The 25,724-nt window shown below is 50.2% G+C and carries 27 protein-coding genes and 2 pseudogenes; 26 read left to right on the forward strand and 3 right to left on the reverse strand.

The window, feature by feature from the left end; translation table 11 throughout:
* Position 1: 1 nt before the first annotated feature.
* The 11 genes from A0V43_RS04660 to A0V43_RS04700 all read left to right on the forward strand — a co-directional run bounded on the left by A0V43_RS04660 (position 2) and on the right by A0V43_RS04700 (position 8,278).
* Positions 2-787, forward strand: a complete 786-nt coding sequence (locus tag A0V43_RS04660) for a 2-keto-4-pentenoate hydratase (protein WP_013145541.1) — start codon at positions 2-4, stop codon at positions 785-787.
* A gap of 16 nt (positions 788-803) precedes the next feature.
* Positions 804-998 carry a 4-oxalocrotonate tautomerase gene (locus A0V43_RS04665; RefSeq protein WP_013145540.1) on the forward strand — a complete coding sequence of 65 codons (195 nt, stop codon included), beginning with the start codon at positions 804-806 and terminating at the stop codon, positions 996-998.
* A gap of 18 nt (positions 999-1,016) precedes the next feature.
* Entirely contained in the window at positions 1,017-1,871 is an 855-nt protein-coding gene (locus tag A0V43_RS04670) for a DODA-type extradiol aromatic ring-opening family dioxygenase (protein WP_013145539.1), read from the forward strand.
* Between the two features lie 229 nt (positions 1,872-2,100).
* Positions 2,101-2,304 (forward strand): hypothetical protein, encoded by a 204-nt coding sequence (locus tag A0V43_RS20220; RefSeq protein ID WP_236930927.1) that lies wholly within the window; start codon positions 2,101-2,103, stop codon positions 2,302-2,304.
* 35 nt (positions 2,305-2,339) lie between these two features.
* Entirely contained in the window at positions 2,340-2,936 is a 597-nt protein-coding gene (locus A0V43_RS20690; RefSeq protein ID WP_250637095.1) for an ABC transporter substrate-binding protein, read from the forward strand.
* Positions 2,933-3,328: an ABC transporter substrate-binding protein gene (locus A0V43_RS20695; RefSeq protein ID WP_250637086.1), complete on the forward strand. Its 396-nt coding sequence runs from the start codon at positions 2,933-2,935 to the stop codon at positions 3,326-3,328. The genes A0V43_RS20690 and A0V43_RS20695 overlap by 4 nt, the downstream gene beginning before the upstream one ends.
* A 155-nt stretch (positions 3,329-3,483) precedes the next feature.
* Positions 3,484-4,344, forward strand: a complete 861-nt coding sequence (locus A0V43_RS04680) for a branched-chain amino acid ABC transporter permease (protein ID WP_013523592.1) — start codon at positions 3,484-3,486, stop codon at positions 4,342-4,344.
* A 1-nt stretch (position 4,345) separates the two neighbouring features.
* On the forward strand, positions 4,346-5,335 hold the full coding sequence (locus A0V43_RS04685) for a branched-chain amino acid ABC transporter permease (RefSeq protein WP_063192492.1): 990 nt from the start codon (positions 4,346-4,348) through the stop codon (positions 5,333-5,335).
* Positions 5,332-6,087 carry an ABC transporter ATP-binding protein gene (locus A0V43_RS04690; RefSeq protein WP_013523594.1) on the forward strand — a complete coding sequence of 252 codons (756 nt, stop codon included), beginning with the start codon at positions 5,332-5,334 and terminating at the stop codon, positions 6,085-6,087. Before A0V43_RS04685 ends, A0V43_RS04690 begins: the two co-directional genes overlap by 4 nt.
* A complete protein-coding gene (locus A0V43_RS04695) occupies positions 6,080-6,790 on the forward strand; it encodes an ABC transporter ATP-binding protein (RefSeq protein WP_013523595.1) in 711 nt (236 codons plus the stop codon). The genes A0V43_RS04690 and A0V43_RS04695 overlap by 8 nt, the downstream gene beginning before the upstream one ends.
* Before the next feature lie 27 nt (positions 6,791-6,817).
* Positions 6,818-8,278, forward strand: a complete 1,461-nt coding sequence (locus A0V43_RS04700; protein ID WP_063192493.1) for an aldehyde dehydrogenase family protein — start codon at positions 6,818-6,820, stop codon at positions 8,276-8,278.
* A 119-nt stretch (positions 8,279-8,397) separates the two neighbouring features.
* Here A0V43_RS04700 and A0V43_RS04705 read toward each other — a convergent pair whose 3' ends face one another.
* Together A0V43_RS04705 and A0V43_RS04710 are read right to left on the reverse strand one after the other, a co-directional pair.
* Complete coding sequence (locus tag A0V43_RS04705) at positions 8,398-9,165, reverse strand: IclR family transcriptional regulator (protein WP_013145532.1); 768 nt, start codon at positions 9,163-9,165, stop codon at positions 8,398-8,400.
* Between the two features lie 181 nt (positions 9,166-9,346).
* Positions 9,347-10,108 (reverse strand): IclR family transcriptional regulator, encoded by a 762-nt coding sequence (locus A0V43_RS04710; protein ID WP_013145531.1) that lies wholly within the window; start codon positions 10,106-10,108, stop codon positions 9,347-9,349.
* Between the two features lie 175 nt (positions 10,109-10,283).
* On the opposite strand from A0V43_RS04710, the gene A0V43_RS20225 reads away from it, so the two are divergent.
* The 9 genes from A0V43_RS20225 to A0V43_RS04750 all read left to right on the forward strand — a co-directional run bounded on the left by A0V43_RS20225 (position 10,284) and on the right by A0V43_RS04750 (position 17,864).
* Complete coding sequence (locus tag A0V43_RS20225; RefSeq protein WP_236930929.1) at positions 10,284-10,994, forward strand: phenylacetate--CoA ligase family protein; 711 nt, start codon at positions 10,284-10,286, stop codon at positions 10,992-10,994.
* A 130-nt stretch (positions 10,995-11,124) separates the two neighbouring features.
* On the forward strand, positions 11,125-11,559 hold the full coding sequence (locus tag A0V43_RS20230) for a phenylacetate--CoA ligase family protein (protein WP_236930930.1): 435 nt from the start codon (positions 11,125-11,127) through the stop codon (positions 11,557-11,559).
* Between the two features lie 32 nt (positions 11,560-11,591).
* Positions 11,592-12,818, forward strand: a complete 1,227-nt coding sequence (locus tag A0V43_RS04720) for an FAD-dependent oxidoreductase (protein ID WP_063192494.1) — start codon at positions 11,592-11,594, stop codon at positions 12,816-12,818.
* 15 nt (positions 12,819-12,833) lie between these two features.
* Positions 12,834-13,262: an acyl-CoA thioesterase gene (locus A0V43_RS04725; protein WP_063192495.1), complete on the forward strand. Its 429-nt coding sequence runs from the start codon at positions 12,834-12,836 to the stop codon at positions 13,260-13,262.
* Complete coding sequence (locus A0V43_RS04730) at positions 13,262-14,209, forward strand: fumarylacetoacetate hydrolase family protein (RefSeq protein WP_063192496.1); 948 nt, start codon at positions 13,262-13,264, stop codon at positions 14,207-14,209. The genes A0V43_RS04725 and A0V43_RS04730 overlap by 1 nt, the downstream gene beginning before the upstream one ends.
* Positions 14,200-14,700, forward strand: coding sequence for a DinB family protein (locus tag A0V43_RS04735; RefSeq protein ID WP_063192497.1), 501 nt, complete (start codon positions 14,200-14,202; stop codon positions 14,698-14,700). The genes A0V43_RS04730 and A0V43_RS04735 overlap by 10 nt, the downstream gene beginning before the upstream one ends.
* 16 nt (positions 14,701-14,716) lie before the next feature.
* Complete coding sequence (locus A0V43_RS04740; RefSeq protein ID WP_063192498.1) at positions 14,717-15,841, forward strand: cupin domain-containing protein; 1,125 nt, start codon at positions 14,717-14,719, stop codon at positions 15,839-15,841.
* Between the two features lie 74 nt (positions 15,842-15,915).
* Positions 15,916-17,256, forward strand: coding sequence for an MFS transporter (locus tag A0V43_RS04745; protein ID WP_013523605.1), 1,341 nt, complete (start codon positions 15,916-15,918; stop codon positions 17,254-17,256).
* A gap of 26 nt (positions 17,257-17,282) precedes the next feature.
* Positions 17,283-17,864 (forward strand): hypothetical protein, encoded by a 582-nt coding sequence (locus A0V43_RS04750; RefSeq protein ID WP_013523606.1) that lies wholly within the window; start codon positions 17,283-17,285, stop codon positions 17,862-17,864.
* A gap of 466 nt (positions 17,865-18,330) precedes the next feature.
* On the opposite strand, the gene A0V43_RS04755 is transcribed toward A0V43_RS04750, so the two are convergent.
* Complete coding sequence (locus A0V43_RS04755) at positions 18,331-18,759, reverse strand: hypothetical protein (RefSeq protein ID WP_063192499.1); 429 nt, start codon at positions 18,757-18,759, stop codon at positions 18,331-18,333.
* A 158-nt stretch (positions 18,760-18,917) separates the two neighbouring features.
* On the opposite strand from A0V43_RS04755, the pseudogene A0V43_RS04760 reads away from it, so the two are divergent.
* The 6 genes and pseudogenes from A0V43_RS04760 (at position 18,918) to A0V43_RS04785 (ending at position 25,525) form a co-directional block, all read left to right on the forward strand.
* A pseudogene (locus A0V43_RS04760) lies at positions 18,918-19,888 on the forward strand (ABC transporter ATP-binding protein).
* Positions 19,885-20,658 (forward strand): ABC transporter permease, encoded by a 774-nt coding sequence (locus A0V43_RS04765; protein ID WP_063192500.1) that lies wholly within the window; start codon positions 19,885-19,887, stop codon positions 20,656-20,658. Before A0V43_RS04760 ends, A0V43_RS04765 begins: the two are co-directional and overlap by 4 nt.
* 2 nt (positions 20,659-20,660) lie before the next feature.
* Positions 20,661-21,449, forward strand: coding sequence for an ABC transporter permease (locus A0V43_RS04770; protein WP_063192501.1), 789 nt, complete (start codon positions 20,661-20,663; stop codon positions 21,447-21,449).
* Between the two features lie 366 nt (positions 21,450-21,815).
* Positions 21,816-22,205: a MerR family transcriptional regulator gene (locus A0V43_RS04775; protein WP_063192502.1), complete on the forward strand. Its 390-nt coding sequence runs from the start codon at positions 21,816-21,818 to the stop codon at positions 22,203-22,205.
* Positions 22,202-23,750 (forward strand): annotated as a pseudogene (locus tag A0V43_RS04780) (class I adenylate-forming enzyme family protein). Before A0V43_RS04775 ends, A0V43_RS04780 begins: the two are co-directional and overlap by 4 nt.
* Before the next feature lie 95 nt (positions 23,751-23,845).
* The gene (locus A0V43_RS04785; RefSeq protein ID WP_063192503.1) at positions 23,846-25,525 is read left to right on the forward strand and encodes an acyl-CoA dehydrogenase family protein; all 1,680 of its coding nucleotides are present in this window, start codon (positions 23,846-23,848) and stop codon (positions 25,523-25,525) included.
* Positions 25,526-25,724: the final 199 nt, after the last annotated feature.

Consider the following 25,724-nt stretch of genomic DNA (forward strand, 5'->3'; position numbering starts at 1 on the left):
AGTGACTTCTCTTGACTACGAAAAACTCGCTATGGAGCTTTTGAACGCTGAGCATGAGAAGAGAGAAATGGTTCGTCTCACAGTCCAATATCCAAATATGACGGTCGAAGAAGCGTACGCTATACAAGAACAACTCGTGGCGATGAAACAGAAAGACGGCTATCGGATCATCGGCCCGAAAATGGGATTGACGAGCGCTGCGAAAATGGCGCAAATGGGGGTGAACGAGCCGATCTACGGGTATGTGTTTGATTATATGGTCGTCCCTAACGGAGGGACGGTGGCCATGAACGAACTGATCCATCCGAAGGTGGAAGCGGAAATCGCCTTCATTTTAAAAGAGGATGTCCGAGGGCCGAATATTGACGCGACGGACATTTTAGCGGCAACGGAGTATATCATCCCAGCGCTGGAAATTATCGATAGCCGCTATGCTAACTTCGAGTTTGCCTTGCCGGATGTGATTGCCGACAACGCTTCCTCATCTAGGGTCGTATTCGGAAGCCGCCTCGTTCCTCCCGTCTCCCTTGAACTCGACTTGCTGGGAGTGAGTTTATCCATCAACGGTGAAGGGAAGGCGTTCGGCGCTGGCGCGGCGGTGTTGGGGCATCCGGCCAACGCGATTGCCATGCTGGCCAACATGTTGTCCAGAAAAGGAAAAGGATTGAAAGCGGGGGAAATCATTTTAGCCGGAGCGATGACAGAAGCTGTCCGTTTTGTGGCAGGGGATGTTGTGTTTGCCCAGTTTGAGCAATTAGGAACGGTTTCGTTCCGATCGACAGATTGATGAAAGGATGAGCCGCATGCCGATTGTTCATATTCATCTGCTCGAAGGAAGGCCGGAAGAAAAGATTAAAGAAGTGATTCGCGAAGTAACCGGTACAATCAGCGCTGTTTTAGGTTCGCCCAAGGAAAACGTGCGGGTGATCGTATCAGAAGTGCCGAAATCTCATTGGGGTGTCGCCGGCATCCCAATGTCAGATAAACAACGAAAATGAAGAGGGGGACAAATCACGATGAGTTTGGAATTAGCCATGCTTGTGCCGCATACGCCGAGAATGTGTTTTGAGGATCGAACTCCTGAGTTTCAACATGAACTCGTCAAAGGGATGCACGAAGTGGCGAAAATCATCGAGCAAGTCAAACCGGATACTCTTGTTTTGATTTCTTGCCATTGGATGTCAAGCTTCGACCATTTTGTCGATGCTACACCAAGACATAAGGGGGTATTGACCGCCGTAGAATGTCCTGATTTGATTGCCGATGTCCCTTATGATTATCCAGGGGATGAAGAGCTTGGCAAACAACTTGTAAAGGCGGGGAAAGAAGCCGGGCTTCGGGTCGTTGAAGTCAATGACCCGACCTACATTTGGGATTACGGGACGGTTGTTCCGCTCCGCTATTTAGCGCCGAATGAGGACATCGCCGTCATCAGCCTATCGGTGACGTGGGCGGCGAACTTGGAAGAAACGTACACATGGGGGCAAGTAATCGGTAAAGTGCTGCGCGAAAGCAAAAAAAAGACGATGTTTGTATGTAGTGGTGCACTGGCGCATAATCTCGTCCGTCGGCCCGAGGCGCTGCCGACATTGGCCGAGCAGGCATTGGATCGGCAATTTTTGCAATACTTACAAAGCAATAATGTGCAAGCCGCCTGGAACATGCTTCCACAGTACGCGCGTGCAGCGGGTGTTGAATCCGGAGGGCGCCACCTGGCCGCCTTGCTCGGTGTCATTCAGGAAAACTATCAAAGCCGTTATTATGGGTATGGTCAATCATCTGGCAGCGGGAATGTCGTGATGACGTTTGAACCTGCTCCTGCTCAGTACAAGATGGTGTACATTCCTCAACAGACTACACAGCACTCGTGAACGTAGCTTCATTAGGTTTTCTACTAAAAAAGCAAACTCATTTTGTTTCATATAGAGGAGTACAACGCTTTCATATGCAACAACTTTTGCATTAATATAATAGTTGTAATTTTTTAAATATTTACAATATATTACGTGGCATGCGCTAGGGAGGGATTCCGATTTTTTGATTGCAATCTATTCATTTGACAAAAAATGAAAACGCTTTAATAACAAAGGGGCGAGAAGAATGAGGAAAACGAAAGGGATTTGGAAACGGGCAGCGGGGGTGATGGCGATGGTCGCCCTGCTCATGACAACGGGATGCGCGCAAAGCAGCACATCGAGCGGATCCGGTTCGGATGACAAAGGAGGAGGTTCTGGGGGATCGGTCCAAATCGGTTTTATTCTTTCCCAAACCGGTACGTTTGCGCCTCTGTCCGAGGGATTGTAAACGGCTTCCGATTGTATTTGGAGCAACATAACGGGATGCTTGGCGGGAAGAAAGTCGAAATGAAGGTAGAAGATGATGAAGCGAACCCACAGGTGGCTTTGCGCAAATATCGGCAACTCGTTCATGGGGAAAAAGTTGATATCCTGGTAGGGCCGATTTCTTCAGCGGTTGCGTATGCATTGCGTGATGAAGTCGAAAAGGATAAAAAAGTGCTAATCGATGCCAACGCTGCTGGTGATGACCTTTCGTGGAGCAAAAAGAGCGATTACGTCTATCGTGTCTCGTTCTCGAACTGGCAAAACGGCAGCAGCACCGCGAAATATTTAGCAGAACAAGTAGGCAAAAAAGCCGTTATCCTTGCGCCGGACTATCCAGCCGGAAAGGAAGTGCTTCGGGCGTTCAAGGCTGCCTTTGAAGCGGCGGGCGGAAAAGTCTTGAAAGAAATTTATCCGAAATTGAACACGAACGACTTTGCTCCGTATCTTCAAGAGGCATCAGCGGAAAAGCCGGATTTCATTTACGCGTTCTTTACTGGAAGCGACGGTATTCGGTTTATTACCCAGTATAAAGAATTTGGTTTAAAAGGGAAGATTCCGTTGACAGGCCCCTGGAGTTTGGGGATGAGCTTTTGACTCAGCCGACTGGTGAAGCGGCTGAAGGAATCATTGCCGGCATCAACTATTCACCGTATTTGGATAATGAACAAAACAAACAATTTGTTGAAGCTTATAAAGAGAAATATGGGAAATTGCCAAATATTTTTGCCGTCGAAGGATATGACTCAGCGGCAGCGATTGATCAAGCAATAAATAAAGCTGGGAGTTTAAACTCTCAGGATTTGATTAAAATCTTGAAAGGCATTTCTCTCGATAGTCCGCGTGGCAAAATTACGATCGATCCGGCAACACATAACCCGATTCAAAATTTCTATATTTCAAAAAATGTTTTAAAAGACGGTGCAATTGTTCCTCAAATACTTGAGACGGTAGAGAATGTAAAGATGCCTGAGGCCTCGCCGTTTTAATTCATCAACAAGGAGGAGATGATCGTCTCCTCCTTGCTAAAAAATTAGTGATGGAACTTAATTTTTTCTGAACAAAGTATGACATATTTTGAAACAGTCAAGTACAACTTCTGAATGAAGATGCTAAAAATTTAGAGAAAAAGGTGGGATCAGGGGTGTCCGCCATTTCAGCACAGTTGTTGACAGGAGTGGCCTATGGGATGCTCTATTTCATGATTGCTGCTGGTTTGACGATTATCCTTGGGGTCATGAATGTCGTAAATCTTGCCCATGGAACGTTGTTTATGCTTGGCGCTTATATTGCGTTTACTTTTATCAATGAAGAACTAAATTTTTGGATTGCCTTATTTCTAGCTGTCTTTCTGACAGCTATATTCGGATTATTCCTGGAAAAATGGCTGATTAAGCATGTATATGGCAAAGAGCTTGAACAAGTGTTGCTGACCTTTGGGTTAAGTTTCATCATTGCCGATGCTGTTGAATGGATATGGGGAACGGAGATGCACACGCTTCCTGTACCAGATTTGTTGAGCGGATCATTATCCATTGGAGACACGGCGTTTCCGGTTTATCGGCTATTTGTTGTCTTTATTGGCTGCCTATTGGCTTTGTTGCTATGGTACTTGGAAACGAAAACGCGTATTGGGGCGATCATTCGTGCAGGTGTGGACGACCGTGCCATGGTTAGCGCCCTTGGCATCAATGTTGGGCTCGTCTTTACCGGGGTATTTGCGTTTGGGGCGGCGCTGGCAGGATTGAGCGGCGTATTGGGCGGGCCGTTGATCGGCATGTATACGGGAATGGACAGTGAGATTCTCGTCACGTCTCTCATTGTCGTCGTTATCGGCGGTTTAGGCTCATGGAAGGGCTCGTTTATTGGAGCGATTGCCATCGGAGTGATTGAAACGCTCGGAAAGGTATGGTTCCCGTCTTTATCGATGTTGACGGTGTTTCTCATCATGATGATTGTCCTCATCATCCGTCCGCAAGGATTGTTCGGAAGAGAGGTGGCATAGAGTGAAAAAGCTGTTGCTTGGCGTTGTGTTGCTGATTGCTCTTGTTTTCGCTATGCCGCTTGTTCTGTCCGATTTCGGGATCAATTTGGCGACGGAGATTTATATCATGGCGATTTTTGCAATGAGCCTCGGGTTGATCATGGGCTATGGGGGAATGGTGTCGCTTGGGCATGCCGGCTTTTTTGGCATCGGCGCTTATACGGTTGCGGTCATTGGTCAGCATGTAGCGAACACATACTTGCTGCTTCTGTTGTCCGTTGTCATTTCCGGGCTGATTGCCTTGGTCACCGGAGCTGTGTTTATCCGTACGTCCAAATTTTACTTTTTGATGATTACCCTCGCATTTGGACAATTGCTGTATGTTTTGTTTTGGCAATTAAAGCCTTGGACAGGCGGAGCAGATGGAATGTCCGTTTCCGCTGTCATGAATTTTGGTTTTGGAGAAATTGTGTCTCCAAATGCTCTCTATTATGTGATGGGGATCGCTTTTGTCATGTCTTACTTTCTTTTGTATCTGTTTGTGGGATCACCGGCCGGAAAGATTACGAGAGGTGTAATGGAAAATGAGGCACGGATGAGCGCTCTCGGTTATAACGTTCGAGTCTACAAACTTCTCGTTTATACATTGTCGGGATCATTGGCGGGACTGGCTGGTGCGCTTTATGCCTATTTTAACGTCTTTGTTTCACCGGATTTATCCAGCTGGATGTTTTCTGGGCAAGTGATGGTGATGGTGATTATCGGTGGAGTCGGCACGCTGCTTGGACCGGCGCTTGGGGCCAGCGTCTTTGTTTACTTGCAAAATTTTATGAGCACGTATACCGAACGATGGCCGATGATCATGGGGGGACTGCTTGTCGTTCTTGTTCTTGCTGGAAAAGGAGGACTTATTCATTGGCTGCAACACGGAAGGCGTTTTTTGGTTTTCCGCAAACAGACAGGTAAAGCGGTTTCGCAACAACCGGTAAAGAAGGGGGAGGCAGTCCATTGAGTCTGCTTAAAGTAGAAAACATTAGCAAATCGTTCAAAACGCTGCAAGTGTTGCGCAACGTTTCTTTGGAGGTGGGCCCTGGAGAGCGCCATGTCATCATCGGTCCAAATGGTGCAGGGAAAACGACTCTTTTCCATTGCATAACGAACATTCTGCCTATTGATGCCGGTGCTGTGTATTTGGACGGAAAAGAGATCAGCAAACTTCCTGCCCACCGCCTTGTCCATTTAGGGATATCGCGGACGTTTCAAAAAAACAACCTATTTGGCGACTTGACGGTGGAAGAAAATATTCATTTGGCGCTCGCAGCGAAAAAACCGTATCGGTACGATATTTTTTCGCCCCTGACCGTCCGGTCCGATATACGCAAGGAAACAAACGATATTTTGGAGCAATGGGAAATTGCCGATCGCCGTCATGTAAAGGTGAAACATCTTTCCTATGGGGAGCAGCGATTGCTTGAAGTGTTGTTGGCCATGGCCAGCAACCCGAAAGTTCTTTTGCTTGACGAACCGACATCCGGAATGTCGCCAGCGGAAACGGCGCAGACAGCGGCAATGATTCAAAAATTGCCCCGTTCTATAGCGCTAGTGGTGGTGGAACATGATATGGATGTCGTCTTTTCCATTGCGGACCGCATCACGGTTCTGCATCATGGGGAAGTTATCTTAAGCGGATCGCCAGACGAGATTAGAAACAATGAGATGGTTAAGAAAATTTACTTCGGGGGAGGAGCGAAACAACATGCTTGAGCTTCAAGATGTTCATTCTTATTACGGAACAAGCTACATTCTTCAAGGAGTGAGTTTTTCTGTTCCACAGGGAAAATGCGTCGCCCTGCTCGGGCGAAACGGAGCAGGAAAAACGACCACCATCCATACAATTGTCGGGTTGCATAAAGCAAAACAAGGAAGCATTCGGTTTAAAGATCAACCGATTGAATCGCTTCCTCCCCATCAAATTTCCCGCCTTGGCATTGGCTTCGTGCCGCAGGGGAGAAGAATTTTTCCGTCGCTGACGGTAAAAGAAAACTTGACGATGCCGGCGCGGAAACGAAAGCAGGAAGGCCGCGGCCATTGGGGGCTGGAGAGAATTTATGAATTGTTCCCTGTCTTAAAGGAACGGGAAAACAACTTCGGCACACAGTTATCAGGCGGCCAGCAGCAAATGCTGGCCATCGGGCGGGCGCTGATGACCAATCCAGAGTTTTTATTAATGGATGAACCATCTGAAGGATTGGCTCCGGTCATCATTGACCAAGTTGGGGAGATTATCGTTCAGTTGAAAGAGGCGGGGTTGTCGATTTTAATTGTGGAGCAAAACATCTCCCTAGCCTGCAAGGCAGCAGATGTAATCTTAATTATGAATAAAGGAAAAATCGTATGGAGCGGTTCGCCGGATGAATTGATGGTCAATGAAGATGTCCAGCATAAGTATTTGGGGGTTTCGGCTTGAGATAATTTGCTAAGGAGTGAAAGAAAAATGGAACGTTACGAACAATGGAACAAAAGCTTTATTAATGGAGAATGGGTAGAAGGAGAAAGCGGCCGCACCTATGATATTTTGAATCCGTATGATCGGTCGGTTGTTGCCTCTGTCCCGTTAGCGACAGTTGAACAGCTTCACCGTGCGTTTGAAGCGGCAGGTGAAGCGCAAAAGGAGTGGGGGCGCTCCTCAGCTGCTCAGCGAAAAGAAGTATTGCACAAAGCGATGGAATATTTACAAGCAAATCGTGAGGAGATCGTCGATTTGATTGTTCGCGAAACAGGGGGCACTTTATTGAAGGCGAATGTCGAGTTTCATTTGGCTCTCGAGCTCTTCGAAGAGGCGTTGCATTATGTCGATGAAGTGCGGACTGTGAGAGAGGTGCCTTCGAATATAGAGGGGAAAGTCAACTACATCTACCGATTGCCATTGGGTGTGATTGCTTCCATTTCTCCTTTCAACTTTCCATTAAACTTATCGCTGCGAACGATTGTGCCGGCGATCGCTCTGGGCAACACTGTTGTGCATAAACCTGATATTCAAGTCGGGCTTGTCGGGGGAGTGGTGATCGCCCGAGCGTTTGAGTATGCCGGGCTGCCGAAAGGGGTATTGAACGTTTTGTTAACCGACATTGATGAGATTGGTGATGAGATGTTGACCAACCCACACCCACGCCTCATCAGCTTCACGGGGTCGACGGCGGTAGGCAGACGAATTGGGGAGATCGCCGGCAGACAGTTAAAACGAGTGGCGTTGGAATTAGGAGGAAACAGCCCATTTGTCGTTTTATCTGACGCCGACGTAGATCAAGCGGTTAATGCGGCTATTTTCGGGAAATTCATTCACCAAGGACAAATTTGCATGATCATCAATCGCATCATCGTCCACGAGAGCAAGTATGACGAATTTGTTGAGAAGTTCGTGCAAAGAGCGGCTGTGCTCCCGTGCGGCGATCCGCGCGATCCGAGCACTGTGATCGGACCGATCATCAACGAAAAGCAAATGCAAAAGGCGTTGCAAATGATCGAAGAAGCAAAACGAGAAGGTATTCGAATGGCTTTGGAAGGAAAGCGAATCGGTAATGTGCTGACCCCGTATGTATTTGTGGATGTCGATCCAGCGAGCAAGCTCGCTCAAACAGAGTTGTTTGCCCCCATTGCTGTGGTGATTAAGGCGAGAACAGACGAAGAGGCGATCGCTATCGCCAACCAAACGGAATATGGGCTCAGTTCCGCCATTTTTACAAGTGATGTTGAAAAAGGAAAAGAATGGGCGCTGCAAATTGACAGCGGTATGACACATATTAACGATCAAACGGTCAATGACGCTCCGAACATTCCGTTTGGCGGCAATAAAGCAAGCGGCCTAGGCCGTTTTGGAAACCCATGGGTGGTCGATGAATTTACGACGGTGAAATGGGTGTCCGTGCAGACGAAGGCAAGAACGTATCCGTTTTAATAGAGAAAAGCCTGGGAGATCGGGTTTAGTCGGATCTTCCAGGCTTTTTGTGATGATACGGCAGCTGTTCATCTTTTGGTCATTGGTTGCACTTATTTAGCAGAGAGGGAGAGAACCCTTTAGTCATAATATCCGAGCAGCAATGAAATGTCTCGGGCGGCTTGGCAGGCGAGCTCAACCAGCCGGAGAATGTTTGTTTGAGTGATCCGCTGATTCGGCCCGACGATGCTGACGGCGGCGACAACATCACCGGAATAGTCACGGATCGGAGCGGCGATGCTTGTCGCTCCTTCATGCAGTTCGTCGATGCAGACGGCGTACCCTTGCTGGCGGATGGTGGCTAACTGGCGGATGAACTCGTTACGGTCAGTCACCGAGTTCGGTCCGTATTTTGGCAGCCCGCGGCGGAGAATGCTTTCTACTATCGATTTCGGACTGAACGCTAGAATGACTTTTCCTGAGCTTGTGCACGTGCACGGGTTGCTTCGGCCGATATGAGAGAGCAGGCGCACTGGGTGTGGACATTCGATTTTGTATAAGTAAACGATTCGGTCGTCTTCCAACACAGATAAATGAACAGCTTCATTAGCTTTCTTCATCAATGATTCCAGGATCGGAACAGCGTCCTTAAATATTTCAGTATGCAGATCAATCACTCCACTTAAATGCAAAATAGAAAGGCCAAGGCGGTATTTGCGTGTTTTTTTGTTTTGCTCGAGAAATCCTTCCTTTTCTAATAGGGTGGCTAGTCGGTGAACGGTCGTCTTGTGCAGCCCGAGTCGTTGAGCCATCTCTGTAACGCCCAGCTCCGGTGTTTCAACAGAAAATAAGCGTAAAATGCGCATCCCGTTTTTGACAGAGGAAAGAGTATCCGCCGCTTTTTTCAAGTAAGACACCTCCTCTTGGTTTTCATGCCAACTGTATAAGTTGCGATAAAGAGTTTCCGATTGTTCGATTCTGTTTTTCCTTCATACAAGTCGACTTTGATAGAATGCGGCGGGCGCTTTGCTGGATGTAAAACAAAGTTCAACTTATATGTGCTTGCTCTATAAAATTTGGAGGACAGCTTTACAGTTTGGCAGAAATCGCATGGGCTGTTTGCATGACAAGCTGTACGAGATGAGGGATGGAACGGTCGTTGATGCGTTGGATCGGTCCAGCGATCGAAACAGAATAGCGCACCTCCCCATTGCGGTGGCGGATCGGGGCGCTGATTGACGTCACCCCTTCATGAAGTTCTTCTCGGCTGATGGCATAGCCTTGTTGTTTGACTTGTGCGAGTTTTTCTAGAAGTGCAGACGGTGAGGTGATCGTTCTTGGTGTAAACGCTGGGAGTCCACGGGCGATGATGCGGTCGATCGTCTCTCTTGGTTGATAAGCGAGAATGGCTTGACCGGTACTCGTGCAAAACGCCGGGTTTTTTTTGCCGACGTAAGAAAGAAGACGAATCGGATGATCGCACTCTACTTTGTGCAAATAAATGACATCAGCGCCGTGCAGGGTGGCGATATGTGCGCTTTCTCCTGATAGCGAAACAAGTTCTTGCAAGAAAGGGAGAGCGATCTGGCAAATCGGAAATCGGGAATGAATGATTTTTCTCATTGCCAATAAAGAAGCACCGAGGGAGTATAGGTTGGTTTTCGCGTCTTTTTTGACAAATCCCTCGCTTTTTAACGTTTGCAGCAGCCGATGGGCGGCGCTTTTGCTGATATTCAGCCTTTCGGAAATATCGGTGATGCTAAGTTCTGTTTCATCCATCGAAAACAGTTGCAGCAGTCTTAAGGCATTTTCTAATGACGAAAAAGACGTTCGAGTTTTGCGAACTTCCATGAGTTGCTCTGCCTCCTTCGTTTAATAAGAAATCGTTTTCAAAAAATCTCACCATGTTTCGTATAGAGGAATACAAAACTTTTATACGGGACAATAATAGTATAACATAACTTTCAGAACGTTTTAAATATTGTAAATGTGATTAAAGAAAATAGAAAGAGGGATCGAAAAGCGAATGGAGTTGTCGGTTCGAGAGATGGAGCTGAGTTTGAAACAGTATCAGCTTCATAAAATCAATGAATTGCTTGTTTTTGTCACTCAGTTTAATGAGTTTTACAGGGAGAAGCTTCGCGATATTTGCTTGCCAATCCAAACCATGGATGATTTTCGGAAGTTGCCTTTTACAACGAAAGAAGAGCTTGTGCAAGACCAACATCTCTACCCACCGTTTGGTCGGAATCACTGCTACCCGGAAACGAGCTATGTCCGCTACCATCAAACATCCGGTACGTCCGGCAAGCCGCTGAAAATTTTGGATACGGAAGAAAGCTGGAACTGGTGGCGGGATTGTTGGGTGGAAGTATTGAAATCAAGCGGAGTGACAAACCGCGACCGCTTGTTTTTGGCGTTTTCGTTCGGACCGTTTATCGGTTTTTGGTCTGCCTATGAGGCGGCGAAAAAAATGGGAACGCTTGTCATCCCCGGAGGCGGCCAGTCGTCGAAGGAGCGGTTGTCCAGCATGATTGAAAACCGGGCGACCGTATTGCTTTGCACGCCGAGCTATGCCCTTCATTTAGCCGAGGTGGCTGAGGAAATGGGCATCGATTTGCCATCGAAGCCGATTAGAGCCATCATCACCGCAGGAGAGCCGGGCGGGTCGGTGCCGTCAACGCGGGAGCAAATTGAAACGCGATGGGAGCGGCCGTGTACGATCATGCCGGGATGACGGAAATGGGAGCGTACGGCTACTCATGTTCGGCTCGCAACGGGCTTCATATTAACGAAGCACAATTTTTAGCAGAAATTATTGATCCAGAAACATTGCAGCCGGTGAAGGAGGGGAGCGGGGGGAGCTCGTGCTTACCAACTTCAGTCGTTACGGTTACCCACTTATTCGGTATCGGACGAGAGATATCGTGCTTTGTTCGTCAGCGCCATGTTCTTGTGGCAATCCGTATCGCTTTTTGCCGGGAGGGATTATTGGACGGGCTGACGACATGGTTGTTGTTCGTGGCGTCAACATTTTTCCATCGTCGATTGAAACGATTGTTAGGGAATTTATGGAGATTAAAGAATTTCGCATTGTCTATTACACAGAGCACGAAATGAATCAAGTAAAAGTGCAAATCGAGTCGGAAGAGGATGTCGGGCGGCGTTTAGCTGACCGTCTCAGAGAACGGATTGGCATTCGAATTGATGTCGAACGCGTCCCATCGGGATCATTGCCGCGTTTCTCTATGAAAGCGAAGCGAATTATTGACGAGCGCACTCGTCCGCAACAAGTGAGCTGACCATGATAGGGAAATGGAAAGGAGAAGAGACGATGAACCAACCAAACGTTCAACGGCGCCCTGTTCTCGTTGTCGGGGCAGGACCGATCGGATTAACTGCGGCATTGGCATTGCGTCATTTCGGATTGCCGGCGACGGTGATCGAGGCGGAGCCAAAAGACCGCCTCCGTCCGGGGAGTCGGGCAATCTACTTCCATAAGGCGACGTTGCAACATTTAGAGGATATTTTCCCTGGGTTGGGCAGGACCTTTGCCAAACACGGCGTCGTATGGCCGATCAAGCGCACCTTGTTCCGCGGCAAGGAGGTGTATATGAAGCGGTATCCGGCTCCTGATCCGAATGCGCTTCCACCGTTTACAAGCTTGCCGCAAGTCGAGGCGGAGAAGTTTTTGTATCAAGCCTGCCTGAAGGCAGGGGTCGAATTCGTCTGGGAGACGCCGGTTGCCGATGTCAAAACCGATGAGGAAGGAGCCACTGTCATCACGGCATCCGGCGAACGATGGTCGTGCGATTATCTCATTGCGGCTGACGGGGCTCGTTCGACTGTCCGCCAGTCGGTCGGCATCGAAATGGAAGGGCCGCGGACGAAAGACTACTTTGTCGTCGTGGATGTGAAAGAAGATGAAGCCGATCCGCTGCCGCTTGAGCGGGTGTTTCATTATCAGCATCCGGCTGTGGACGGGCGCAACGTCCTCTTTGTGCCGTTTGCCGGCGGGTGGCGCATTGATTTGCAATTGCTTGACGGCGATGATCCGGAGCAGTTCGGCAGTGTGGAAGGCGTGAAGCAATGGCTGCCGAAAGTGATGCCGGAAAAATACGCGGATCGCATTACGTGGGTGTCGACGTACCGCTTTTTCCAGGTGGTTGCGAAGTCGCTCACTGACCGCCATCACCGTGTGCTGTTGGCTGGCGAAGCGGCCCACCTGTTTGCTCCGTTCGGGGCCCGCGGCATGAACTCCGGCGTGCCGGATGCGATTATGGCGGCCAAGGCGATTCAGACGGCGCTTCAGGCCGACACGCGTGAAGAAGCAAAAGCAGCCATTGCGGCCGCTGCGAATGAGCGCCTGATCGCGGCGCGATACAACCGCGATTGTGCGGGGATGGCGTTAGAGCACATTCAAGGAACGGATCCAGCGATCAATATGAAGCGGGAAGTAGCGGCTTCATTGGCACCGATTTTGCCGCGTCTTGGCAAATGGCTTGATGAAGGGCCGTACGGGCCGAAATCGGGGCCGCCGCAGCTGTCAACGAAATATTGACGAGGAGGAATTGCGATGGAGTATTCTTTCCGAGTCCATTGGGGAGATACGGATGCGGCTGGCATTGTTTTTTACCCGAATTTTTATAAATGGATGGACGAAGCGACGCACCACTTTTTCGCCAGCCTTGGGCGTTCGACGTGGAAGTTGTTTCAAGAAGAGCGAATCGGCATGCCGATTGTCGAAGCAAAATGCGTATTTCATGCCCCGCTCTTTTTCGAGGATCAAGTTTGTGTCAAATCGGCAGTCGCTGAGCTGCGGGAGAAATCGTTTCGCATCCACCATCAGTTTTTTCGAGGAGGCCAGCTTGTGGCTGAAGGATATGAAGTGCGCGTGTGGACGACGTTTGCCGGAGACAGACCGAAAGCTGCTCCCCTTCCAGCCGAGCTTCGCGAAAAGATGAAAAGAGAAGGGGCAATGATCGGATACAAGGAGGGATCATGATGAAAATCATCAACTACCGATTAGGGGATGTGGTGCGTGCTGGGTGCATCGTTGAAGACAAGGTCATCGACCTTCATCAAGCGTATGTGGCTCGGCTTCGAGCCAAGGGATGCCCGCGTGCCGAACAGCTCGCCGCGGCGCTCGTTCCGCCCAATACGATCGAGCTGCTCGAAGGCGGGGAAAAAAGTCTAGAAGAGGCGCAAAAGGCGGTGGAATTTGCTTTGGAAAACGGGCTGGTGATCGACCGGGCCAACGTCAAAATCGAAGCGCCGATATTAAAACCAAACAAAATTGTTTGCGTCGGTCACAATTACCGTGAACACATTTTGGAAATGAAACGGGAACTGCCGGAATACCCCGTCATCTTTGCCAAATTTAGCAACACGATCATCGGTCCGGAAGATAACATTCCATTGCCACCGATCACGAGTCAGCTCGATTACGAAGCGGAGTTTGCCTTCGTCATTGGCAAGCGGGCGCGGAATGTCAAGCAGGCGGATGCGCTCGAGTATGTAGCCGGATATACGATTGTCAATGATGTGACAGCAAGAGATCTGCAGCGGAGGACGATCCAATGGCTGCAAGGAAAAACGCTTGATGGGAGCGCACCGATGGGACCGTGGCTTGTTACGAAGGATGAAATTCCGGACCCACATTCGCTCGAAATTTCATTGAGCGTTAACGGGGAAGAGCGGCAGCGGTCGAATACGAAAAATTTGGTGTTTAACGTTCATTATCTTGTAGAGTTTTTGTCGCATATCATGACGCTTGAACCAGGAGATGTCATTTGCACAGGAACTCCGGGCGGTGTAGGGGTCGCCCGCAATCCGCAAGTTTTTTTGCAGCACGGCGATGTCGTGCGCATTGAGGTAGAGCGCATTGGCGTGCTCGAAAATCGCGTTGCCGCTGTGCCAAGTCAGGTGGAGGTGGAGTCGTCATGCCGTTGATTAAGCAATATCGGCGAGAAATCAAAGAAACCGTGGAGAGGATCATTCAAAAAGTCAGCTCATTGACGGAGGAGGTGATCCGCTGGAAGCCGTCTGCTGATGAATGGTCGATCATGGAAATTCTTTGCCACGTCGAAGAAGTGATCGGCTATTGGACAAGGGAGCTTGTACGCGTCATTCAAGCCGGCGGCGGGGAGTGGGGCCGGGGGCTCAATGATGAAGCGAGGCTGGCGGCGGTTCGTCAAGCAGACTCTCGCACTGTCAGCGACGTCATCCATGGGATTAAGAAAGCAGCGAAATTTGCGGATGAACAGCTGGAACGGTTGAGAGATGATCAGTTGGCTCTTGAAGCCCCACATCGCAACCCGAAATTTGGCGTCAAGCCGATGACGTTTTTAGTCGAGCATTTTTTGACCGAGCATTTGGCCGGCCATTTGCGGCAAATTGAACGAAATTTAGGCAAACATGAGGCCGCTCAATCAAAACAATGAGAAAGGGGAAATTCATGTGGCGGAAAAAAATCCTTTTTTCCAAAGCAAAGAAGTGAAAGAGTTTACGAAAAAAATTGAACAATACCATTTAGGTCCGCTTTGGGAAGCGATTCCGGACTTGATGCATAAAGAGCCGAGACCGGAAGCGGTGCCGTACTTATGGAAAGGAGAAACACTCCGCAAGCTTCTTTTAGAGGCGACGCAAATTTTCACGCCGGAACGGGGTGGCGAGCGGCGGGCCATTTACTTGCAAAACCCGGGGCTTAAGCAGCGCCAGCCGTGGGGATGGGCGTCAACGACTAACACACTATATGCGGCTGTCCAGCTTATTTTGCCAGATGAAACGGCGCCGTCCCACCGTCATACGCAAAATGCGATGCGGTTTATCACAGACGGAAAAGGGGCGTATTCGATCGTCCAAGGCGAGCGGTTGTTCATGGAAGAAGGCGACTTTCTCATCACCCCGGGCGGATTATGGCACGGCCATAGCCACCCGGGTGAGGAGCCGATGTTCTGGATGGATTGCCTAGATATTCCGTTTATTTACTCAACAGGTGGAACGTTCTTTGAACCGTATCCAGAAGGTATCGAGCAGCCATCGCTTCCAGATGACTACTCGGCGCGCAAGTATCGCGGCGGCATGGTTCGGCCGATCGGCGACCGAAAGCCGCAAGTCGCACCGCTTGGATTGTACAAGTGGAAACAGACCGAAGCGGCGCTGACAGGATTGAGCGATTTTGAACCGGATCCGTACGATGGCATCGCCGTCGAGTACATCAATCCGTCCAATGGTCAGACAGCCAATCCGAACATCGGTGCATGGATGCAAAAACTGCCGGTTGGCTATCATTCAAAGGCGCACCGCCACACGTATTCGGCGATTTACCACGTGTTCAAAGGCGAAGGATATACAGTCATCAACGGTATTCGGTTCAACTGGACAAAAGGCGATTATTTCGTCATCCCGAACTGGGCTTGGCACGAGCATGTGAACACATCGAATGAAGATGCACTCCTCTTCTGCGCCAACGATTTGCCGATTATGGAAAAGCTCGGGTTGCAGCGAGAGGAAGCGTACCCGAATAACAACGGATATCAATCGGTCGTCGGGGAGTTTGAGGCGGAGGTAGTGCGTAGCTAGATCATTGTTCCCCTGTGGTTGTGAATTGCTACAGGGGATTTCCCTTAATTTGTTTTGAAAGAAGGAATGGAAAGATGGCAAGGGAAATTCACATTAATCACTGGATTGATGAGCAACCGTTAAATCGGTTTCACATAAGTTTATTGTTTATGTGTATGTTGATTATCATTGCTGATGGTTATGATATGTTTATGTTTGGTGCCATCGTCCCGTCTCTCATGAAGGAGTGGGGGATAGGACCAGTTGAAGCGGGGGCGTTGAACAGCTATGCGTTGATCGGCATGATGATTGGGGCGATGATTTTTGGACCGTCAGCAGACAGATTTGGACGTAAAAATGTGATCCTTCTATGTTTTTGCCTCTTTAGCTTATTTACGTTTACGTCCGGATTTTCCCAAAGCAGCACATCATTTGGAGTTCAGCGTTTTTTTGCTGGGCTGGGATTAGGCGGGGTAATGCCTAATCTTATTGCACTAATGACAGAGTATACTCCAAGCAAATGGAAAAGTACACTAGTATCCATTATGTTTAGCGGCCATGCGTTTGGTGGCATTATTGCCTCTGCGGGAGCTATTTATTTAATTCCTCATCTTGGGTGGAGGGCAGTCGTCTGGTTAGGATTGATTCCTCTAGTTTTTCTTCCATTTTTCTATCGGAAGATGCCAGAATCTGTTTATTTTTATCTTCGCCATCACCAAACCGATCGGTTGCTCTCGGTATTTCGTCGCCTCACTCAACAAATGATATCGGATGATGAACAAATTCAATGGGTGGAGAATGGCGAGCAGAAAACAAGTTTTCCAGTGACTTGCTTGTTTCGCGAACATCGAGGATGGAGCACCGCGATGTTTTGGGTCTCGTTTTTTATGTGTTTGCTTGTCATGTATGGATTAAGCACATGGTTGCCTAAAATCATGCAAGAGGCTGGATATCCGCTTGGATCCAGTTTAACATTTTTAGTTACCTTGAATAGTGGTGCTGTAATAGGTGCTATTATTGGTGGAAGATTAGCTGATCTTTTCGGTGCACGCAAAATCTTAATTCTCTTTTTTGTTATCGCCTTTTTGACATTAATGTCATTAAGTCTAAAACCAAATGTGATCCTTCTTTATATACTTATTGGCATTGCTGGAGGAACAACAACAGGTACACAAATTGTGGCTAATTCTTATGTTTCTCAATACTATCCAACAGAGATGCGTTCGACAGGAATCGGTTGGGCGCTTGGTGTGGGCAGAATTGGTGGGATTGCAGGACCTGTGATGGGCGGTATTCTATTAAACCACCATCTTTCCTTATATGGAAACTTTTTGGCTTTTGCACTCCCTTGTCTTGTATCCGCTGTTGCAATTTGGCTCGTTCAAGAGAAGTATAGTCAGCGTTGGCTTGAACAGTCAAGTAATTATTTAGCGTAATGATGAGGTGTGGAGGAGGGAAATGGATGAGTTCCATTGCTGCAAACAATATAAATGTAATCCGTGAGGAGAATATGTCGCTCTGTTATTTACTTGACCGTCTTGAAGCAGTCAATTGGTTATCTTCTTTTGGTGGGCAAGGAGATGATCAAGTGGAGCAGGCGCTTCACAAGTTTGTTCATTTTTTCGGCCTTGATGGTATAGGAATCAGATGGTTGCAGAAAAACGAACTGGTTTCTTTCATTGAGGAGATCCGCCTTGAAAACGATGATAGTTGGAGAGTGTTAAGACACATTCCCGAACAATTGAGACAGCAAACTGAGCAAACAGGGAGGTCGAGATTGCTTTCGGCGATTGCTGATGAAGTTCCAGCTGTTATTTTCCAACATAGTTTTGATGCGATCTTCGAGGTGTTAAGACCGTATGGCAACAAGGTTGTGACCACTGCGGTTGGGTATATGATGTACATCGGTGGAATGGCTTGTGCATGGGAGGTATTATCTGATCTAGAAGGATGGAAGGAAAACCCATTTCTTTATCTTGTTTCTGTGTTGGAGAGCGGCCATTGGCCATTAGGGATAGTTAATCGAAAATTTGTCGTTATTTAGGTGGTTGTCGAACATGTTTGTGTACCCTTGCTACGGTGCAGTAGAGAGTAAACGCTGATATAGAACAACTAAAAACAGTTTTGACTTTTAACATTTTTCCAAAAGAAGTGTCCCACTTCGAAACGAAGTGAAAGCGGGAGATGAATGCCGGTTGGCTTTAGGCAACCCATACGATCGAATATGGTTCAAACGGACACCTTCGGAACGAAGGGAAGCATAGAGGGTTCTTGTGTGTGGCTTGCCATTGGGCGAACACGCACAAGTCGCTTGAAGCCCCCACCTCTAAGCGAAGCGTAGGTGGTGGGTAGTTCACGTAGAAAAGCCCTGGCTATTGTTTGGTAAGGCTGCCAGGGCTCTTTGCATGCCGAGTGTGGAGTTGCGCGTAGTAGTGAAAGTTTTGAGTAGGGGAAGGCAAGCTGATGGATCGTCGGGTAACGAAAAAGAAAATTCGACAAGACACGGGGTTTTAATACATATTCAATGCCGTTTTGCCCCGCTTGATCTCCTTTTTGTTTTCAAACAGCTCTTCGACCAAAATGTTTTGGCCGTTGGCGACATCGGTGAGCCGTTTGTCCATGTCGGCCACTTGCTGGCTGAATTGGCTGAGTTGTTCATTCGTTTGCTGCACTTGTTTGGCGAGCTGGTTGACTTGCTCATGAGTTTGCTGTACTTGGTGGTTCAGCTGCTGCACTTGGCTGTTAAGGTGTTGGATTTGTTGGCCCAGTTGCTGCACTTGCTCGTTTGTTTGTTGCACCTGTTGACCGAGCTGCTGCACTTGCTCGTTTGTTTGTTGCACCTGTTGGCCCAGTTGCTGCACTTGTCCGTTCGTTTGTTGCAGCTGCTCGGCAAGTTCTTTAATGGCTTGCCAAATCATTTCATTTGTAATATCCCCCATTCGACAATCTCCTTTCTCGTTCGATTCTCTCTCTATTATACATGACGAAAGATGGGAACGATAGAGAAAAGATGGCGAAATGTTTTTCTTTGCGGCGCGCCCCCTCGATGTGATATAACAAAAGAATGTCAACAGTACACTATTGGAGGATGGGCACTGTGATCCGTGTCAGCCATTTGCATAAATCGTTCCGCGTCCATCGCCGCGATGCGGGATGGCTTGAGGCGGTGCGTCATTTATGGCGGCGCGACTATCGCGTCATTGAGGCGGTGAAGGACGTTTCGTTTACGATTGAGAAAGGGGAAATCGTCGGCTTTTTAGGGCCAAACGGGGCGGGGAAAACGACGACGATGAAGATGCTTGCCGGCCTCTTGCATCCGACGTCAGGGGAGATCACGGTCGGCGGGTTTGTGCCGTTTGAGCAAAAGCCGGAGTTTAAAAAAATGATGAGCTTGGTGATGGGGCAAAAAAGCCAGCTCATTTGGGACATTCCGCCAATGGAGACGTTTTTGGTCAATAAAGCGATTTATGACATCGACGATCGGTCGTTCCGCCAGACGCTCGAGGAATTGACGGAACTGCTCGATTTGGCGCCGCTTCTTGACAAGCCGACGCGCAGTCTGTCGCTCGGGCAGCGGATGCGCTGCGAGCTAGCGGCGGCGCTGTTGCATCGGCCGCACGTGTTGTTTTTGGATGAGCCGACGATCGGGCTGGATGTCCATACGCAGGAAAATGTGCGCCGCTTTATCGTCGACTACAATCGGGAGCACGAGACGACGATTTTGTTGACGTCGCATTACATGGGGATGTCGCCGCGCTTTGCGACCGGGTGATGATCATTAACTACGGGCGATTGATTTACGATGGGGAGCTGTCGGTGCTGACGGAGAAGCTGGCGCCGTACAAGCGGCTTGAGGTTCGGTTTTCTCGGCTGCCGAATGTCGATTGGAGCGAGTACGGCGAAGTCGCGGAAATCGAAGAAGGAACGATTGTGCTCAGGGTGGCGCGCGAGGCGGCGGCGGAGACAGCAGCGCGGTTGTTGGAACGATTTGACGTCCGCGATATCAACATCGAAGACCCGCCGCTTGAAGAAGTGATTGCGCGCGCGTTTTGGGAGGATCGTGTATGATTCGCAAATACATGGCCCTGTTGCGGATGAAATATATCGAAATGCTCGCGTATCGACTCGCGACGTTCGTCTGGATGACGGGCGCCATCACGCAGCCGCTCATTACGATGTTTGTCTGGATGAACATTCATCCGGAAGAGAGCGAGTCGTTTCTCTTCTATTTTATGGCGGTCATTTTTGTCGAGCGGATGACGAGCGCGTGGGATGTATGGGAGCTTGACCGTGAAATCCGCGAAGGGACGTTTTCGAACTTGCTGCTTAGGCCGCTTCATCCGATCCATTGGGCGATCGCAGAAAATATCGTCTACAAATGGCTGTTTGCCGTCATTTTAGTGCCTGTCTGGGTAGTGGCAGCGGTATTTTGGCCGGCGCTTCGCCCGCATATGACGGCAGGTCAAGCAGTGCTGTTTTTGGCGGCAGTCGTATTGGGCGCGGCGCTTCGCTTTTTGCTTAGCTACTCATGCGGGCTGCTCGCGTTTTGGGTGACGAAGGTGGCGGCGGTGTACGGGGTGATCGATGTCATTTCGTTGTTTTTGTCAGGACGGATCGCGCCGCTTGAGTTTTTGCCGCCGATGCTTCGCGAATGGAGCGAATGGCTGCCGTTCCGCTATATGATCAGCTTTCCGATCGAAATCGCCACCGGGGCGGCGGATGGAGGAGAGTTGGCGCGCGGTTTTGCGGCGGCGGCCGGGTGGATGATTGCGCTGATTGGTGCTTTGCAATGGCTTTGGAAAGCAGGAATGCGAAAAAACCAGGCGGTAGGTGGGTGAACGTGCGGCGGTATGGACGAGTGTTCCGCGAGTTTTTCCGCGCTTGTTTGGTCGAGGAAATGGAATACAGGAGCGAATTTTTTGGCAATTTTATCGCCAGCTTTTTTGGCGTCGGCATCGCTCTGCTCACCGTCCATATCTTTTTTTACCAGACGGACCGCTTAGGCGGCTGGACGTATGGGGAAGTGCTTGTGCTGCTCGGCGTTTTTAATACGCTGCGCGGATTCATTGACTTTGCGCTCCGCCCGAACATGCCGCGGCTGCTTGAGCATGTCAGGCGCGGCACGCTCGATTATATTTTGACGAAGCCGGTCGACAGCATGTTTTACGTCAGCTTCCGCCACCTTGTCTTTTGGCGGCTGATCGATGTGGCGCTTGGCATCGGCGTCATCGGCTACGGCTTGTATGTCGAACGCTACGTGCCATCGGCGGCGGACGTCTTGATGTTTTTCGTCGTGATGATCGCGTCGCTCTTGCTTATTTATTCGTTATGGATGATGCTCATGACGACGTCGTTTTGGGTCGTGCGCATCGATGATTTGTCGTTTATTTTCGATTCATTTTTTGATACGGCCCGCTTTCCCGGCAGCATGTACCGCGGTGCAGTGCGGTTGGTGATTACCTACATCTTGCCGGCGGTGTTGATCACGAATACGCCCGCGCTCGCGCTGCTTGGAAAATGGCGCATCCCGACAGCGCTGGCGGCTTTGGCTGCGGCCATTCTCTTTTTATGGCTCGCCCGCCGCTTTTGGCGCTTTGCTTTGCGTTTTTACACCGGGGCGGGCGGGTGAGGGAACGGCTCCTTAGACAGGGGCTTTTTTCTTTTGTCATGGTGATTTCGCCAGGGAATCAGCGGCGCGTATATCGTCCCATGCCGTCCGATTCGCTTCTGGCCGCCATGAATAATGGAAAAGCGTTTCAGTGCTGATGACCGGTGCGTTCGGTTGACTGTCTCTTTCTTTGCATTAGCTTAGGATGTCTCCTTTCGCCGGCGACTCCCAGATCCATTTTTTCCATATTGATGGTTGGATGGCGGAGAGAATGGACACGGAGGAGGGGGAGGATGACTGTTTCTTTGCTTTTTCATATTCGTTGACTTTTACGTAAACGTCAATTAAAATAAAATTCAGAATATTGATTCTAGAAAAGGGATGGCCATGCACTATTTCACCATTTCCGATTTGGCGCACGAGTTTGATGTGAGCACACGGACGATCCGCTATTATGAAGAACGTGGATTGCTCTCCCCAATCCGGACCGAGTCAGGGCAGCGGCTGTATACGAAAAAGGAGCGGGCGAAACTCAAGCTCATTTTGCGCGGCAAACGGTTCGGCTTTTCGCTCGACGAGATTCATGAGATGATTTCGCTGTTTGATGAGGACCGAACGGGGAAGAAACAGCTGGAAAAAACGGTCGAATACGGGCGGCGGAAATTGAAGGAGGTGAGCGAGCGGATTGAGGATTTGCTGCAGCTGAAGGCGGAGATGGAAGCGCTGCTTTCTGATTTTGAAAGGAGATTGCGAGAGTGGGAGGAATCGGATGGATGAACATTTCAGAGCTGCTTGCCCGCAATGCGAGGAAATTTCCTGACAAGACGGCGATTATCGATGGGGAAACGGAGCTTTCCTACGCCGAAGTCAACCGAACGGTCAACCGTCTGGCGTCAGCGCTCGCGCGGCTTGGCGTCGGACGCGGCGATAAAGTCGCGCTGTATATGCCCAATACCAAGGAGTTTGCCGTTTCGTACTTTGCCGTTTTGCGCCTCGGCGCCGTGGTTGTGCCGATTAACGCGCGCTTGACGGCGGCTGAGGTGCAGTATATTCTCGGCCATAGCGAGGCAAAGGCGCTCATTGCGCACGATTCGGTGCATCAAGTGCTCGCTCCGCTTGTCGGTGGAAGCGATGGAATGTGGGTGAAGACAGGGAAGGCGGGAGTCGGCTGGCTGTCGCTCGAGGAGTTGATTGATTCGGGTGATTCCGACGAGATCGTCTGCCCAGCCAACGGAGATGATGAGGCGACGATTTTGTATACATCGGGGACAACGGGGCGGCCAAAAGGGGTGTTGTTCACGCATCGCAATGTGATCACGGTTGCGGACATGATCGTGATCGAAACGAAAATCGACCGTCAAAGCCGCCTGCTGCATCTCATGCCGCTCAGCCACTCAGCGCCGCTTCATCTGTTTTTTGTCGGCGGCACGTACGTCGGTGCGACCCATGTCCTAGCGCCTGCGTTTTCCCCGGATGCGTTGCTCGAACTGGTCGAGCGTCACAAGATCACCCACTTTTTCGGCGCGCCAGTGGCGTATTTGTTGACGGCGAAGCATCCGCGGTTTGACGAATACGACCTTTCTTCGGTCCGTTGCTGGATGTACGGCGGGGCTCCGCTGTCGCGCGAGGAAGTGAAGTTTGTCGCCAGCCGCTTTGGCGCTGGGCGGATGATGTGTTTATACGGTTTGACCGAAGCAGGCCCGAACGGCACGTACTTGTCCCTGAGGAGCATGCGGAGAAAGCCGGAAGCGTCGGCCGCTATGCCGCTCTTCATTGCGAGGTGGCCATCGTCGATGAGAACGGACAGGAAGTTGCGCCCGGCGAGGTCGGGGAGATCGTGTTGCGCGGGGAGAGCATCATGAAAGGATACTACAAGGACGAAGAAAAAACGAACGAAGCGATCAAAAACGGCTGGCTGTACACCGGCGATTTGGCGCGCCGCGACGAAGATGGCTACATTTGGATCGTCGACCGGAAAAAAGATGTCATCATTTCCGGTGGCGTCAACATTTATCCAAAGGAAGTGGAAGATGTGCTGCGGACGCATCCGGCGGTCTGCTGCGGACGCATCCGGCGGTCGCGGATGTCGCTGTGATCGGCGTGCCGCATCCGGAGTGGGGCGAAACGGCAAAAGCGTTTGTTGTATTGAGCCAACCGCTCGAACCGCTTGCGGAAGAGTGTAAGCGCTTCCTATCTGGTAAGCTGGCTGGCTATAAAATTCCGCGTCTGTATGAGGCGATCGCGGAGCTGCCGCGCAATGCGACGGGAAAAGTGTTGAAACAAGTGCTGCGGGCGTGGGAGGCGGCCGCGCAAGGAAGATAAGGAGCGTTAGGGGCGGCGCAATGGGATCGCCTAGCCGTCTTGATAGAGCTCCAAAAATTGTGAGGGGAACGAAAATCGAAGAAAGGGGAGAGACGATGAAACCGCTTTGTGAAGTCGATCCGAATTTGTTGGCGAATTTGAAACGGCATTTGGATGACGAATTGTATCGGTATGCGGAAGAAAAGCTCGCGTCGTTTTACGAATTTTGTTTGACAGACGTTGACCGCCGCGCTGTGCATACCGACCGCGAAGGGCAGCCGCGCCTCATTAAGTACGACCGGTTTGGAAACGACATTTCTGAAGTGTGGGTGAACGAAGGATACGAGCAGACGGCAAAACAGACGTACGAAACGGGGATTGTCGGCTATGTGCACAAGCCGATTCCCGAGCTTGGGAGAAAAGGAAACTATGTTTATTCATATGCCCAAGGGTATATCTTATCCCAAGCCGAGCCCGGGTTTTACTGCCCGGTGACGCTGACGATGGCGACCGCCTATGTGCTCGAGCATTTTGCCGATGAAAAGCTGAAGGCGACGTATTTGCCCCATGTCATCTCCACCGGGGAAGTCGAGTTGTACGAAGGAGCGACGTTTTTAACCGAGCGCCAAGGCGGGTCGGACGTTGGCGCCAATGCGGTGCGCGCCGTGCCGTGCGGCGATCATTATCAGTTATACGGGGAAAAATATTTTGCCAGCAACGCCGGCCGCTGCGGCGTAGCGCTCGTGTTGGCGCGCATCGACGGGAGCGGGCCGGGGACGAAAGGGCTGAGCTTGTTTCTCGTCCCATGGCGCAACGAGGATGGGACGTTAAACGGCATCACCATCCGCCGCTTAAAGGATAAATTAGGGGTGCGCGCCGTGCCGTCGGCCGAAGTCGTGTTTGACGGCGCCAAGGCGTATGTCGTCGGCGATCCGGCGAAAGGCTTCTATTATATGATGGAAGCGCTTAATCTCTCGCGCGTCTGCAATGCGGTCGCCTCGGTCGGCATCATGAAGCGGGCTCTTGAAGAGGCGAAACAATACGCTGAGCGGCGCACGGCCTTTGGCCATGTGTTGACGGATTACCCGATGGTGCGCGAGACGCTTGCCAATTTGACGGCGAGACAGGAAGTGGAAACGAGCGCCTGCTTTGACATGATCGCCTTGTTTGACCGCGTCATGGCCGCGCCGCATGAAGCGAACGAGGCGGAGAAAGCATGGCTCAGGCTGCTGATTGCGCTCCTTAAGATGCGCACCGCCGAAGAGGCGATCGCGTTCAGCCATGAGGCGATTGAAATGCATGGAGGCAACGGGTATATTGAAGATTTTGTCACCCCGCGCCTGCTTCGTGACGCCCAAGTGCTGACGGTTTGGGAGGGAACGGCGAATATTTTGGCGCTCGAGGTGCTGCGTTTGATGCGCAAATACCGCATTCACGAGCGGTTCATCGCGGAGATGAAGGAGCGGCTTGAGCGGTTGACGGCTAAGGTTAAGCCGCTTGCCCACCCGGCTGAAGAAGGGTTGAAGGAGTTGGTGGCCGCGCTCGCCCGTCTTGGCGGCCAAGCGGATGAGGTGCAGACGTTCCACGCGAAAGCGATTGCCAATCGGATGTGTGATCTGTATTTGAGCATCATCGCCCTTGAATGCGGACAGGAAAACGATCGGAATCAGCGGATCGCCGAGCTGTTTGTGCGTCATGTGTGGGAGCGCTCGCTTATTGATGAACAAATGGTGTCATGGAGCAATTTTGACATGATTGTTGGTCGGTCTATGTCATTGTCAAGCCGCAATCAGTGAATCAAAGGACTGGATGACTGTTGCAAGCTAGCTGTATTGGATATTTAAAGCGTGTGAGTAAAATATTTGTGGGTGACATTTCGACATGATCCCCGACGAGGGTTGCGAACTTTTGTTCGCGACGCTCGTCGGGGCCACCAAGCGAAGCGCGGTAGAACAAGCAAATGTCATGCAAAAAGGACTCTCTCCCTGCTATGAT

This window comes from Geobacillus sp. JS12 (assembly GCF_001592395.1).
In the GTDB taxonomy this organism is placed as follows: Bacteria; Bacillota; Bacilli; order Bacillales; family Anoxybacillaceae; genus Geobacillus; species Geobacillus zalihae.

Coding starts and splice junctions, on each gene's coding strand:
- A0V43_RS04665 (WP_013145540.1), top strand. CDS start 804: ATGCCGATTGTTCATATTCATCTGCTCGAAGGAAGGCCGGAAGAAAAG.
- A0V43_RS04750 (WP_013523606.1), top strand. CDS start 17,283: ATGAGTTCCATTGCTGCAAACAATATAAATGTAATCCGTGAGGAGAAT.
- A0V43_RS04695 (WP_013523595.1), top strand. CDS start 6,080: ATGCTTGAGCTTCAAGATGTTCATTCTTATTACGGAACAAGCTACATT.
- A0V43_RS04775 (WP_063192502.1), top strand. CDS start 21,816: ATGCACTATTTCACCATTTCCGATTTGGCGCACGAGTTTGATGTGAGC.
- A0V43_RS04765 (WP_063192500.1), top strand. CDS start 19,885: ATGATTCGCAAATACATGGCCCTGTTGCGGATGAAATATATCGAAATG.
- A0V43_RS04730 (WP_063192496.1), top strand. CDS start 13,262: ATGAAAATCATCAACTACCGATTAGGGGATGTGGTGCGTGCTGGGTGC.
- A0V43_RS20220 (WP_236930927.1), top strand. CDS start 2,101: ATGAGGAAAACGAAAGGGATTTGGAAACGGGCAGCGGGGGTGATGGCG.
- A0V43_RS04725 (WP_063192495.1), top strand. CDS start 12,834: ATGGAGTATTCTTTCCGAGTCCATTGGGGAGATACGGATGCGGCTGGC.
- A0V43_RS04785 (WP_063192503.1), top strand. CDS start 23,846: ATGAAACCGCTTTGTGAAGTCGATCCGAATTTGTTGGCGAATTTGAAA.
- A0V43_RS20225 (WP_236930929.1), top strand. CDS start 10,284: ATGGAGTTGTCGGTTCGAGAGATGGAGCTGAGTTTGAAACAGTATCAG.
- A0V43_RS04670 (WP_013145539.1), top strand. CDS start 1,017: ATGAGTTTGGAATTAGCCATGCTTGTGCCGCATACGCCGAGAATGTGT.
- A0V43_RS04710 (WP_013145531.1), bottom strand. CDS start 10,108: ATGGAAGTTCGCAAAACTCGAACGTCTTTTTCGTCATTAGAAAATGCC.
- A0V43_RS04700 (WP_063192493.1), top strand. CDS start 6,818: ATGGAACGTTACGAACAATGGAACAAAAGCTTTATTAATGGAGAATGG.
- A0V43_RS04735 (WP_063192497.1), top strand. CDS start 14,200: ATGCCGTTGATTAAGCAATATCGGCGAGAAATCAAAGAAACCGTGGAG.
- A0V43_RS04720 (WP_063192494.1), top strand. CDS start 11,592: ATGAACCAACCAAACGTTCAACGGCGCCCTGTTCTCGTTGTCGGGGCA.
- A0V43_RS04745 (WP_013523605.1), top strand. CDS start 15,916: ATGGCAAGGGAAATTCACATTAATCACTGGATTGATGAGCAACCGTTA.
- A0V43_RS04755 (WP_063192499.1), bottom strand. CDS start 18,759: ATGGGGGATATTACAAATGAAATGATTTGGCAAGCCATTAAAGAACTT.
- A0V43_RS20690 (WP_250637095.1), top strand. CDS start 2,340: ATGCTTGGCGGGAAGAAAGTCGAAATGAAGGTAGAAGATGATGAAGCG.